Raw genomic sequence first — 13,730 nt, 5'->3', positions numbered from 1 at the left:
CTATATAGGATGGTGCAAAGTTACACAGAATCAGCGTAATATCAGCAGGAATTTGGAAGTTTAACGCAAAAGGGCCTTGATTGCGGTAATGCGGCGCACGGCCGTGCGCCGTTTCATCCCAGACCGTCTATGAGTTGCATGACCGCGTTCGTGTTGGTTTCCGCTCCGGCAAAGTCTTTGGGCGCCATGGAACGCCAGTCCTGGCAGCCGGAGTCCTGGCAGAGATACGCGAGCACCACGTCTTTGTCCTTGTAGAGCGGCGAAGCGTCTTGGCCGCAGGCCAACGACAGGAGCAATAGGGGCTTCTTCCTGTCAAGCAAATGGCTGAAAAAACGCGAATGCTTTGGAACCGGATTACAACCGCTGTGCTTTCGTCGCCTGAAAGCACCGCCGTTACGTTGTAAAAGGGCTGCTTTCGTCGGCTGAAAGCACAGCCGTTGCAATGCAAAAGGGCAGCTTTCGGCGGCTGAAAGCACATCGGTTGCAAGTCAAAACTTGGCCTTCAGGAACTTTCCCGTTATGCTTTCGGGGCATTCAATCAGTTCTTCGGGACGGCCGGCGAACACGAGGTTGCCGCCCTTGTCGCCGCCTTCGGGGCCAAGGTCGACTATCCAGTCGGCGCATTTGATGACGTCCATGTTGTGTTCCACGATGAGAATGGTGTGTCCATGGGTGATCAACGTGTTGAAAGCGGCCATCAACTTGTTGATGTCGTGGAAGTGGAGACCGGTCGTCGGTTCGTCGAAGATGAACAAGGTGGGTTCCTGACGCTCCTGGCCGATGAAGTAGGCGAGCTTGACGCGCTGGTTTTCACCGCCTGAAAGTGTGCTGGAGTTCTGGCCCATCTTGATGTAGCCCAGGCCGACATCCTGCAAAGGCTTCAGCTTGTTGACGATGGCTTTCTGGTTGTTCGCCCGGAAGAAGTCGACAGCTTCGTCGATGGTCATTTCCAATATGTCGTGGATGTTGCGGTCCTTGAACCTCACGTCCAATACGTCGCGCTTGAACCGCTGCCCATGACAGGCCTCGCAGGTCAGCACCAGGTCGGCCATGAACTGCATCTCCACATTGATTACGCCGGCTCCTTTGCATTCCTCGCACCGTCCGCCCTCCGCGTTGAAGGAGAAATACTGGGCGGTGAATCCCAACTGCTTGGCCAATGGCTGCTCTGCAAACAGCTGTCGAATCAAGTCGTAGGCCTTCACATAGGTGGCGGGATTGGAGCGAGTGCTCTTGCCTATCAGGTTTTGGTCGACAAATTCGACATGTTTGATGAGGTTCACGTCCCCCTTCAAGGCCACGAACTCGCCGGGCGCATCGCACACTTCGTCGAAATGGCGTTTCATAGCGGGGTGGAGAATGCCTTTGACAAGGCTCGACTTTCCTGAGCCGGAGACGCCTGTGATGACGGTCATCACATTGAGAGGGAGCTGGAAGTCTATTCCTTTCAGGTTGTTCATCCTGCAACCTTGGAGCATGATGGAGTTGTTCCATGCCCTTCGGGATGACGGCATGGCTATCCGCAACGCCCCCGTGAGGTATTGCACCGTATAGCTTTCCGGGTGTTGGGCGGGCAGCATGTCCTGTGCCTCTTTGTCTGTAGGGAACCTGCCGGCGTATACGACTTCTCCTCCCAGCCTTCCGGCGTTGGGGCCGATGTCTATCAGATAGTCGGAGGCGCGTAGTATCTCTTCGTCGTGTTCCACCACGATGACGGTGTTTCCTATATCCCTGAGTTTCTTGAGAACCTGTATCAAGCGGTCGGTATCGCGACTGTGAAGGCCGATGCTGGGCTCGTCGAGGATGTAGAGCGACCCGACGAGGGAGCTTCCGAGCGACGTGGTCAGATTGATGCGCTGGCTTTCTCCACCACTCAACGTGGAACTCTGCCTGTTCAAAGTCAGGTAGCCCAACCCGACATCGGCCAGAAACTCAAGCCGGCTGTTGATTTCCGCCAGGAGTCGCTTGGCTATTTCAGCGTCGCCCGGCTCCAGACGCAGGCTCCGGAACCACTGCCGCAGATTGGAGACGGGCATTTGCACCAGGTCGGCAATGCTCATGCCATTGACCTTGACCCAAAGCGCCTCTTTCTTCAGCTTGGCCCCATGGCAGTCGGGACACACCGTCTTGCCGCGGTAACGGCTCATCAAGACACGGTATTGAATCTTGTATTGATTCTCCTTGACCATTTGGAAAAAGGAATCGATACATATCCTGTCGTGAATATCCTGTTTGCTTTCAGACGGAAGACCATGCCACAGCCAGTCTTTTTGTGCTTTGGAAAGTTTGTAGTAGGGCTCGAAGATGGGGAAGTCGACGGCGGCGGCACGCCTGCAAAACTCATCGTTCCAAATCTTCAGCTTCTCGCCATGCCAGCACTGTACGCAGCCTTCGTGGACACTGAGCGCGGTGTTGGAAATGACAAGACGCTCGTCGATTCCTATCACATTGCCAAAGCCCTCGCAGGTGGGGCATGCGCCGGCGGGACTGTTGAAGGAGAACATGTTCTCGTTGGGTTCCTCAAAGCGAATGCCGTCGGCCTCGAACGTCGTGGAGAAGTCGTAGGCGATCTTGGACGGCAGAAAGACGAGCCGCATTTTCCCGTTCCCCTCATAGAAGGCGGTCTCCGCCGAATCATATAGGCGGTTGACGACATCTTTCTCGGGCGAAACGCCCAGGCGGTCGATGACCAGATACAATGGAGATTCCACTCCATCTTGCGCGTGGGAGTTTGTCGGCTCATGCCCCTGTGGGCTTCTTTCCTCCAATTCCGCCATATAATCGTCGATGCGCACAACTTCTCCATCCACGAACAGGCGTGTGTAACCTTCTTGGTTGGACATTCTCAACTGCTGCAGCACAGAGCGGTCTGCCGCAATTTGCAAAGGGGCGAGGATGAGGTATTTTGTCCCTTCGCTGAATTCTTCAACGGCTTTCAGCACATCTTCCACGGAATGCTTCTTCACTTCTTCGCCGCTGATGGGGGAGTAGGTCTTGCCTATGCGCGCGTAAAGGAGACGAAGATAATCGTATATCTCCGTCGTAGTGCCGACCGTCGAGCGTGGATTGCGCGAAATCACCTTTTGTTCTATCGCAATGGCAGGGGGCAATCCTGTGATGAAGTCGCATTCCGGCTTTTTCATGCGGCCCAAAAACTGGCGGGCGTAGGCTGACAAACTTTCGACATAACGCCGCTGGCCTTCGGAATAAAGGGTGTCGAAAGCCAGGCTGGATTTGCCCGAACCGGATACGCCTGATATGGAAATGAAACGATTCCGCGGAATCTTCAAGGAAATATTCTTCAGATTGTTGACTCTCGCTCCTCGAATATTGATGTAAGACTGTTCTGCTGACATACACTGAATACCTATGAATCTGAGAAAAGAACATGCTTGCCCATGCGCCGGCAACATGGCGGGCCGATGGCTCAAGATGGCCAAGCTGTGGGGGATATGCCTCAAAAAAGGGGGCACATCAATCTTGTTTGATGCGCCCCAATATAACTTTGTCTATAAAATAATTACTTTGTTTCGCATGCAATCTTTCTGATGCGGCGCTCGTGGCGGCCTCCTTCGAAAGTTGCTTTGAAGAATTCGTCCATGATTCTCTCTGCCGTGCGATTGTCTATGAACCGACCTGGCATGACCAGAACGTTTGCGTCATTGTGCTGGCGAATCAATTCAGCTATATCTTTGTTCCAAGCCAATCCTGCACGAACGCCCTGATGCTTGTTGAGGGTGATGGCCATGCCTTGCCCACTGCCGCAGATGGCAATGCCCGGATAGACTTCTCCGCTTTCAATGGCCTCTGCCAACGAATGCGCAAAGTCTGGATAATCCACGCTTTCATCACTGTACGTGCCGAAGTCCTTCACGGGATACCCTTTCTTCTCAAGGTAATCAAGAACAAATTGTTTCAATGGAAATCCTGCATGGTCGCAGGCAAGTCCGACTGTTTTAATTTCCATAGGCTCTAACGAATTTATGGTTAATAATAATATGTAATGGCAACTGGCATTGATACATATAGAAACTAAAGCAAACCTAAGAAAGATTTCACTTGTTTGCAAACATTTTCACCAGTATAACCCAATTTTTCATTCAATACTTTGAACGGGGCGGAGAACCCAAACGACGTCAGCCCATAGATGCGGGAATCCTTTCCTGTGCCGACAAGGCCTTCGAGGGTGACGGGGAGTCCGGCTGTCAACCCAAATTTCTTGACTCCTTCGGGAAGGACTTCCTGCTGATAGGCTTCCGATTGTCTGCGGAAAAGGCCTTCGGAAGGGCAACTTACAATGCGCGCCTTTACGCCGTCCTGGCGGAGAAGCTGGGCGCCGGCCTCCAAAGTGGAAACCTCCGAGCCGCTCGCAACCAATATGATATCGGGATTGTCATCACTACCTGCAACGACGTATGCGCCTTTCTCTACGCCGGAATAATCATTCCCGGCAGGCAGATTGGCTATGCCTTGGCGCGACAAGATGAAGGCTGTCGGCGTTTCCACATTCTCCATTCCCATTTTCCAGCACAGAGTCGTCTCTTCTGCATCTGCGGGACGGAACACTCGGAGGCTGTCCAATCCATGATGGTTCTTCAATTTTTCCATCAGTCGGATTTGGGCTTCTTGCTCTACCGGCTCGTGGGTCGGACCGTCTTCGCCCACCCTGAACGAGTCATGACTCCAGATGAACTTTACAGGAACTTGCATCAAGGCCGCCATGCGGACGGCTGGCTTCATATAGTCGGAGAATACAAAGAATGTACCCATTGCGGCGATGACACCACCGTGGAGCATCATGCCTATGCACATGCAGGCCATTGTCAGTTCCGACACGCCGGCCTGGAAGAATGCACCGCTGAAATCATCCTTGACCAAAGAGGTCGTCTGCTTCAGGAATCCATCCGTCTTGTCCGAATTGGAAAGGTCTGCGCTGGCGCAAATCATATTGGGAACTTGCTGTGCCAGCACTTTCAGGCATTCCGCGCTGGCGACTCGTGTCGACTCGCCTGACTTTTGCTCAACTTTCGTCCAATCAACGACCGGAGCCTTGCCGGCAAACCATTGCGCTTTCAATGTAGCCAGCGAGGGGTTCGCTTGCGCCCAGCGTTCTTCTTCCTTGCGTCTTTCGGCAACGATTTCCTTTAGTTCGGACCGACGTTGCGCATAAAGTTCCTTCACTTCATCGAAGACGACAAAGGGATTGGTCGGGTCGCCGCCCAGATTCTTTATCGTATTGACATAGGCATTGCCACCAAGTGGGGCGCCATGTGTCTTGATATTATGCTCGTAACTTGTACCGTCTTCCTTCAAGGCGCCTTTGCCCATTGTCGTGTTGCCAATAATGAGTGTAGGTCTGCTTTCTTCCTGTTGGGCGGCACGAAGTGCCTGGCTTATTTCTTCCGGATTGTTGCCGTTGATGGTGAGGACATTCCAATTCCACGCCCGGTACTTGGCGGCCGTGTCTTCGGCCATGACAGCACCACACTCTGTAGACAACTGAATGTCATTGGAGTCATAGAACATGATAAGATTGTTCAGTCCAAGCGTTCCGGCAAGACGTCCGACGCCTTGGGATATTTCTTCCTGAATGCCGCCATCCGAAATATAGGCGTATATCTTATGCTGCATGACGGTCTTTCCCAACCGTGCTTCCAGGAATTTCTCCGCAATGGCGGCACCTGCGGCAAAGGCATGTCCCTGTCCCAATGGCCCGGAAGTGTTTTCTATGCCTCTGGCAATGTCACGCTCCGGGTGACCTGGAGTAGGGGAGCCCCACTGCCTGAACTGCTGCAGTTCTTCGAGGGAGAATCTTCCCTGCAAAGCCAAAGCGGAGTATAGCATTGGAGACATGTGTCCAGGGTCAAGGTAGAAACGATCCCGTCCACTCCATTCAGGATCTTCCGGATCATAAACAAGGAACTTAGCAAACAATACATTGATAAAATCTGCACCACCCATCGCTCCACCGGGGTGGCCTGACTTTGCTTTCTCAACCATGGAAGCAGCTAAAATGCGTATATTATCTGCTGCGAGATTCATTGATGTTGTACTTTCCATTGCCATAAAAGGTCATAACTTAGTGTTCTTAATATTGCAAATATACTATTTATTATTTATAGAGCCAACTGATTTCTTTAGTTATTTGCTTATTGTATATGTTTTTCATACATTCCCCTCGCGAATCCATACCATATTAACATTGATTCACGCAGGCAATATGCGCCTTACTGGGATTGTATGACGGACATTGACAAAAGAACAACCACAAAAAAAGCCTCTTGCACATCGTAAGACATGCAAGAGGCCCTATGTTCGTTCTTAAATTATTCTACGGGAATATCCTTGTTCACGTTCTTGCATCCCACAATCGCATAGAAGAACATATAGGCGATTGCAATCAGAGGAACGATATAGGAAATCAAGTAGCCTGCATTGTCTGCGATGAAGTTTTGAAGAAGCGGGAGCAGGCCGCCGCCAACAACCATCATCATAAAGATACCGGCTGCCGCTGCGGTGTATTTTCCCAAGCCTTCTGTGGCCAGGTTGAAGATGGAAGTCCACATGATGGAAGTGCAAAGACCGCAAAGAACCAAAAGAACGGCTGCAATAGGAACCACTACGGTGTCAAACGACGAGCCGGAGAATACCGGCATGGAAACGGTGACGCTCTTGCCCAAGAAGATTGCCAACAAGATGAGAACCATGGCAACAGAAGTCGCTATCGTCATCATGGCCTTGCTTGAAACTTTGTTTGCGATGAAACTTGAGCAGAAGCGGCCTACCAACATCAGGAACCAGTAGGTTGCCGCAACGGAGCCGGCAATTGCGACAGCATTTCCTGCCAAACCGGCACCGGCGTTTGTCTGGTCGCTGAGATAATAAATCAATGTGCCGGGAATGCCCACTTCAACACCTACATACACAAAGATGGCGATAACGCCCAAGGTGAAATGGCGGAAAGCCCAAGGGCTATGCTCGAACACGGTGTCCTTTGTGACCTTTCCCTTGTCCGGGTCGGAAATGGGAATGAAGCTCAAGATTACAAATGCAGCGGCAAAAACAGCCATGGCGATGTAGAGCACGAGGTTCACGTCAACCATCTTTGTCGAAGCCGTGACAGTACCGATCAAAGCACCAACGAACAGTGGAGTCAGGGTTCCGGAGAGAGAATTGAGCGTTCCACCTATCATGTTCAACTGGTTCCCCCTGTTTCCGCCACCTCCAAGAAGGTTCAGCATGGGGTTTACGACGGTGTTCAATATGCAGACGGAGAAGCCCGACACAAACGCTCCCAACAGATAGACGCTAAAGCCAGGCACCTTTGCGTCCACCGTGCCGGAGATGAACTGGGTCAATACGCCGACAAAGCCAACTGCGATACCTATCATGGCTGTCTTCTTGTAGCCAATCTTGGTCAAGAGTTTGCCGGCGGGAATGCCCATGAACAAATATGCCAGGAAGTTCATGGCATTGCCGAGCATTCCAACTGTGTTTGCACTACCGCCCGCAAACGCGTTTTTCCAGATGACGCCGATTGGCGCAGCCAGGTTTGTAACGAATGAAATCATGGCATAAAGGAACATCATTGTGATGATGGCGATTATGCTTCCATTTTGTTTTGTCTGATTTTCCATATTGGGTTTTAATTATAATTTGATGATTTTCTTAATGATGTGTAGCGGTCGGTCAATCTGCTACGCAAAACTTATATACCGTTTTCTGCTTGTATTGCATGTTGGGTTCCAACACGACAGAGGGGAAATACGTATGATTGGGGGAGTCGGGGAAGTGTTGTGCTTCAATGCAGATGGCGCTGCGCTTCGGGAATGTCGCGCCGAACTGTCCCTTGTAGCCCGTTGCCCAATTGTCGGTATAGATCTGGACACCAGGCTCTGTCGTATAGACTTCCATCACTCTGCCACTCTCGGGGTCGGTAACTTTGGCGGCGAAACTCAATTCACCTTCTTCATCCTTGTTCAAAACAAAACAATGGTCGTAGCCTGCACCAAACTTTATCTGTTCATTGTCAGAATCTATATCCTGTCCAATGGCTTTGGGTTTACGGAAATCGAATGGGGTCTTGTCTACTTTAAGAATCTCGCCTGTCGGAATGCTATTCTCATCTATTGGGATATAATAGTCCGCATTGATTTCACATATCATGTTTTCAATTGATGGAGTAGGGGTCGCTATGCCTGACAAAGAGAAGAAGCCATGGTGTGTCAAATTGATGATTGTTTTCTTGTTCGTCGTGGCCAAATATTCTATCACCAGTTCGTTGTCGTCCGTGAAGGTGTACACCACGGTGGTTTTCAATTCTCCGGAATAACCTTCCTCGCCATAAGCACTTACATAATGGAGTACCAGCGTCTGCTCATTCATCATCTGAGCATCCCACACTCTGGCATGGAAACCTTTAGGACCCCCATGGAGGTGGTTGGGGCCGTTGTTGATTCCCAATTGATATTCCTTTCCATGCAACTTGAATTTGCCTTTGCAAATCCTGTTTCCATAGCGGCCGATCAACGTCGACAGGAAAGGCTCGGGAGAATCCATTACATCCTGAATGTTGTCGTGCCCTTGGATGACGTTGGCTTTCACTCCATTTTTGTCTGGAACCATCAGGGCGACAACAGCTCCGCCATAGTTCGTGATAGCGACTTCATTGCCCTGTGCATTACTTAAAACAAAAAGATCCGTTTCTTTGTGATCAACGGTGGTTTGAAAATCGCTCCGTTTCAAACCGCAGATGTATTTTTTATCCATCGTGTTCATCATCAAATTGTTTAGTACTTATTTTTTAGATTTACGATTTTGCTGCAAAGTAACTGAAAAAAAACGAAAGCCACAAATAAAGTAGTAATAATTTGACCGCTGAAGAGCTGTTTCTATGGCTGTAGACCGGACAACAAATCCGCAACGACGTAACTGCTCCCGCCTACGAAAACAAAATCTTCAGCGTCTGCATCCGCAAACGCCTGCCGGTAGGCGCTCATTACGTCGTGAAAGACGACTCCTCTCAAGCCATGCCGCCCGCCACAGGCTGCCACTTCCTCCACGGGAAAAGCCCTATGTGTGGAAGGCTGCGTCCAATAGAAAATCCCGTCATGTGGGAGCATGGACATCACTGCATCCAAATCTTTGTCGTCGACCATGCCGAAAACGATACGTTTCGTCTTGTTGGGTTGACGTGCCATCTGCCGAGACAGATAGTTCCATCCTCCGGAATTATGCCCTGTGTCGCAAACGACATAGGGCCTTTTGTTGAGACACTGCCAACGTCCCAGTAGTCCTGTAAGTTTCACGACGTTGGACATGCCTTGGATGACAGGTTCGTCAGTCTCGACCACTCCTTGCCGCCTTAGTTCCATGGCAGCCACCAATGTGGTGTTCATGTTGGCTTCCTGATAATCGCCCATCAAGTCGCCGAACGCCCGTCGTCCACTCGACAACTCATAAAAACGTCCGCCAGTCTCTGCCGCCTGTGAAGAGACCACCATGCGATGCGGCTTGTCTTCGGCAAACACAATGGGGGCATTTACGGCTTGCGCCTTTTGTAGGAAAATCGGGATGGTCGCGGAATTGCTTTCTCCTATCACAACCGGAACATTCGGTTTGATGATGCCGGCTTTCTCTCCAGCAATCTTCTCCAGCGTATTCCCCAAGAAACTCACATGGTCAAGACTGATATTCGTGATGACGGACAATATCGGCATGATGATGTTGGTGCAGTCAAGCCGACCGCCGAGCCCCACTTCAATGACGGCTATATCCACCTGCGTGTCGGCAAAATACTTGAATGCCATGGCGGTCGTCAGTTCGAAAAAGCTGGGATGCAAAGGTTCGAAGAGGGGGCGGTACGCCTCTACAAAATCAACGACATACGATTCTTCCACACACCTTCCATCAACCTTTATTCGCTCCCTGAAATCTACGAGGTGCGGACTTGTATACAAACCTACCTTATAGCCTGCCGTTTGAAGGATTGCGGCCAAAGTGTGCGAACAAGAACCTTTGCCGTTTGTTCCCGCAACGTGAATCGTTTTGTATTTCCGATGGGGATGACCGAAGAACTCGTCTAACGCCCGGGTGTTGTCCAGACCCTCCTTATAAGCAGAAGCACCCACATGCTCGAAGACAGGGGTGCTCTTAAACAAATACTCAATTGTTTCCTCGTATGACATGGCGGGTCAATTAAAGTAATTCTTGAATCTGCTGAATATGGATTCCTTGGTCACAGCGTCACCTTTGAAGTTGTCGCTGTCTCTGAATCCTTCTATCTTTTCCTTCTCATCCTTGGCCAGGGTCTTGGGAACAAACACGCTGATGTTGACAACCAAGTCGCCGACACCCGAGCCGTAGCCCTGAACGGCCGGCAAACCTTTGTGTCGCAAACGCAAGGTCTTCCCGGGTTGCGTTCCCGATTCAATCTTTATCTTAACCTTGTTGCCCGTTATTGTCGGAATCTCGACATCGCCTCCAAGCGCAGCCGTCGGGAAATCCAGCAGCAAGTTGTAAACGACATCCTGCCCGTCTCTCACGAAAGTGTCGTTGGCTTCTTCCTCGATGAGCACTTGAATGTCGCCGTTGACACCGTTGTGGGCACCGGCGTTGCCTTTACCCGGCACGTTCACGACCATTCCTTCGGCCACTCCGGCGGGAATCTTTATTTCAACAACTTCTTCACCTTTCACGACGCCGGAGCCTCCACAATGCTTGCACTTGTTCTTGATGACGGTTCCTTCGCCATGACAAGTCGGGCATTCTGTTTGTGTCTGCATCGTGCCGAGCATGGTGCGGACAGACCTGACGACAACGCCGTGTCCATGACAGGTGGGGCAGGTCTCGGTTCCGCTGCCGGCTTCGGCGCCACTGCCATGACAATGGTCGCAAGCGATGTCCTTGCGCACCTTGAATTTCTTGGTGACTCCCGTAGAGATTTCAAGCAGCGACAGCCTTACCTTCAAGCGCAGGTCGTTTCCCCGATACACTTGGCCCCGACCTCCTCCGCCAAAGCCGCCAAAGCCGGAGAATCCGCCGCGTCCGCCAAAGATGTCGCCGAACATCGAGAAGATGTCGTCCATGTCCATGCCGCCGCCACTGAAGCCGCCAAAGCCGCTCCCTTGCGGGCCGCTGAAGCCGAACTGGTCGTATTGGCGGCGTTTTTGAGGGTCGTGGAGAACATCGTAGGCCTCTGCGGCCTCTTTGAACTTGTCCTCTGCTTCTTTATTTCCGGGATTGCGGTCAGGGTGGTTGGCTATTGCAATCTTCCTGTATGCTTTCTTTATTTCATCATCCGACGCAGACTTGTCGACGCCCAAGACTTCGTAATAATCACGTTTTGCCATAAACTGAAAAGCTATTTATTGACCGACAGCCACCTTTGCATGACGAATCACTTTGTCATTCATCATATAACCATTTTGGACACAATCGATTACCTTGCCTTTCTTTTCGTCCCCCAAGCCCGGAACCATGGCTATGGCTTCGTGATAATCTACGTCGAAATCCACGTCGTCGGTGGCGATTTTCTTTACGCCCAAGCCCTCAAGCACTTTGATGAACTTGTTGTAAATCATCTCTACGCCGGCTCTTATCGCATCTGGATCGTCGCTCTTGTCGCCCAGCGCCCGTTCGAAGTCGTCCAGAACGGGCAATATGGCGTCGACCGCCTTCTCGCCACCGTTCAGGCGAAGTTCCTCCTTCTCCTTGATCGTGCGCTTACGATAGTTGTCGAACTCTGCGATTTTCCTTAACAGTTGGTCTTTCAACTGTGCGTTTTCCTCCTTCAGTTTCTCCATCGCTTCATCGGCAACCGCATCTGACGTTTTGTCATCAATGTCCGGAGCCTGTGTCTCCGCTTCCACATCATTGGAAACGTTCACATCCTCCGACCCTTTCACATCATCCATATCCCGCTTGTCGATATTCTCTTTATCCATAGCTTTGTCCATAATGTTTTTTCAATGTCATATTACAAAATCCGTGCCATTGGCTGCCTCTTTTCAATTCTGATACATTTTCGCCTTCATCGCTTTGATCGTGTCGTCATAGATGTACTCGTCGTAGCTCATCAGCTTGTCGATTGTACCTTTGGGTGTAAGCTCAATGATTCTATTGGCCACCGTTTCGATGAATTCATGGTCGTGACTTGCAAAAAGGATGTTGCCCTTGAAGCCGCACAAGTTGTTGTTGAAGGCCTGAATGCTTTCCAGGTCAAGATGGTTGGTCGGTGTGTCCAGAATCAGGCAGTTGGCGTTCTGCAACTGCATGCGGGCTATCATGCAACGCATTTTCTCGCCGCCCGAAAGCACATTCACCTTCTTTTCAACCTCCTCCTGCTTGAAGAGCATTCGGCCCAAGAAGCCTTTCATCACGACCTCGTTGCCGGCACCATATTGGCTCAGCCACTCGACGAGGTTCTCGTCGGTGTCGAAATACTTCGTATTATCCAAAGGAAGATAGGCCGTCGTGATGGTCACTCCCCACTTGTATTCACCCGCATCAGCCGTCCTGTTGCCGTTGATGATTTCGAAGAGGGCGGTCATCGCCTTGGGGTTGTGGCTCAGGAAGACGACCTTTTCACCTTTTTCTATATTGAAATCCACATGGTCGAACAACACCGTTCCATCGGAATCGACGGCTTTCAGATTGTTGACTTCCAATATCTGGTTGCCTGGTTCACGCTCCATCTGGAAGATTATGCCCGGATATTTCCTGCTCGAGGGCTTGATTTCCTCGACATTCAACTTCTCCAACATCTTCTTGCGAGAGGTTGTCTGACGGCTCTTTGCCACGTTCGCCGAAAAGCGACGGATGAATTCCTCCAGTTCTTTCTTCTTCTCCTCAGCCTTCTGCCGCTGGTTCTGGGCTTGGCGCAGAGCCAGCTGGGAACTTTCGTACCAGAAGGAATAGTTGCCCGAGAAGATGGTCACCTTGCCGAAATCGATGTCCACGGTCTGTGTGCTGACGGCGTCAAGGAAGTGTCGGTCGTGGCTTACGACCAGCACCGTCTGCTCTACATTGCCAAGATATTCCTCCAACCACTCGACGGTGTCCAGGTCGAGGTCGTTGGTCGGCTCGTCGAGCAGCAGGTTGTCCGGCTTGCCGAACAGCGCTTTGGCCAGCATGACCCTCACTTTCTCATTGTTGGAAAGCTCGCTCATCGTTTTGGTGTGCAGATAGTCCTGGATGCCAAGGTTCTGCAAAAGTTGCGCAGCGTCGCTTTCCGCCTCCCAACCGTTCATTTCCGCAAACTTCTCTTCCAGTTCAGCGGCTCTGTTTCCGTCTTCTTCGGTCATCTCGGGTTTGGAGTACAGCATGTTCCGCTCTTGCATGTTGCTCCACAAAGGTTGGTGTCCCATCAGCACGGTGTCCATCACGGAGAACTCGTCGTATTTGAAGTGGTCCTGTTCCAATACGGAGAGACGCTCTCCCGGGCCCAGTTCCACGGTTCCTTTGTTGGGCTCCAGGTCGCCACTGATGGCTCTGAGGAGGGTGGACTTGCCCGCGCCATTCGCGCCAATCACGCCATAGATGTTGCCGTGGGTGAATTTGATGTTTACGTCTTTGTACAAAACCCGCTTGCCGAATTGAATCGCAAGATTAGTTACCGTTATCATTCTTCTTATGAATTATTGATGTTTCACAAGCCATTTCAGCCTCCGCCATCCGCTTGCTGCCGGCCTTCGTCGAGCACGTTGCGAAGCCGGTGGCAGCCGCAGCAC

10 protein-coding genes are annotated in these 13,730 nt (G+C 51.2%); all 10 read right to left on the bottom strand.

The features are described 5' to 3' along the window. Positions 1–113: 113 nt before the first annotated feature. The 10 genes from K334_RS0103875 to K334_RS0103830 all read right to left on the bottom strand — a co-directional run bounded on the left by K334_RS0103875 (position 114) and on the right by K334_RS0103830 (position 13,625). Positions 114–320, bottom strand: coding sequence for a hypothetical protein (locus tag K334_RS0103875; RefSeq protein ID WP_154655545.1), 207 nt, complete (start codon positions 318–320; stop codon positions 114–116). A gap of 168 nt (positions 321–488) precedes the next feature. After that, entirely contained in the window at positions 489–3,356 is a 2,868-nt protein-coding gene (uvrA, locus tag K334_RS0103870; RefSeq protein ID WP_025880471.1) for an excinuclease ABC subunit UvrA, read from the bottom strand. Positions 3,357–3,520: 164 nt separating this feature from the next. Beyond that, complete coding sequence (gene rpiB, locus K334_RS0103865) at positions 3,521–3,967, bottom strand: ribose 5-phosphate isomerase B (protein WP_025880473.1); 447 nt, start codon at positions 3,965–3,967, stop codon at positions 3,521–3,523. A gap of 65 nt (positions 3,968–4,032) precedes the next feature. Next, positions 4,033–6,042, bottom strand: coding sequence for a transketolase family protein (locus K334_RS0103860; RefSeq protein WP_154655544.1), 2,010 nt, complete (start codon positions 6,040–6,042; stop codon positions 4,033–4,035). 284 nt (positions 6,043–6,326) lie between these two features. Further along, positions 6,327–7,637, bottom strand: a complete 1,311-nt coding sequence (locus tag K334_RS0103855) for an MFS transporter (protein WP_025880474.1) — start codon at positions 7,635–7,637, stop codon at positions 6,327–6,329. A 52-nt stretch (positions 7,638–7,689) separates the two neighbouring features. Beyond that, positions 7,690–8,781: an aldose epimerase family protein gene (locus K334_RS0103850; protein WP_025880476.1), complete on the bottom strand. Its 1,092-nt coding sequence runs from the start codon at positions 8,779–8,781 to the stop codon at positions 7,690–7,692. 110 nt (positions 8,782–8,891) lie between these two features. After that, positions 8,892–10,187: a bifunctional folylpolyglutamate synthase/dihydrofolate synthase gene (locus K334_RS0103845; RefSeq protein WP_027444544.1), complete on the bottom strand. Its 1,296-nt coding sequence runs from the start codon at positions 10,185–10,187 to the stop codon at positions 8,892–8,894. Positions 10,188–10,193: 6 nt separating this feature from the next. Beyond that, positions 10,194–11,351 carry a molecular chaperone DnaJ gene (gene dnaJ / locus K334_RS0103840; RefSeq protein WP_025880755.1) on the bottom strand — a complete coding sequence of 386 codons (1,158 nt, stop codon included), beginning with the start codon at positions 11,349–11,351 and terminating at the stop codon, positions 10,194–10,196. Between the two features lie 15 nt (positions 11,352–11,366). Then, a complete protein-coding gene (locus K334_RS0103835) occupies positions 11,367–11,957 on the bottom strand; it encodes a nucleotide exchange factor GrpE (RefSeq protein ID WP_081658019.1) in 591 nt (196 codons plus the stop codon). 51 nt (positions 11,958–12,008) lie between these two features. Then, entirely contained in the window at positions 12,009–13,625 is a 1,617-nt protein-coding gene (locus K334_RS0103830; RefSeq protein ID WP_025880759.1) for an ABC-F family ATP-binding cassette domain-containing protein, read from the bottom strand. Positions 13,626–13,730: the final 105 nt, after the last annotated feature.

This window comes from Segatella baroniae DSM 16972 = JCM 13447 (assembly GCF_000426585.1).
In the GTDB taxonomy this organism is placed as follows: Bacteria; Bacteroidota; Bacteroidia; order Bacteroidales; family Bacteroidaceae; genus Prevotella; species Prevotella baroniae.
Note: the sequence above shows the minus strand (reverse complement) of the source record. Positions and strands in the feature narration are given on the sequence as shown.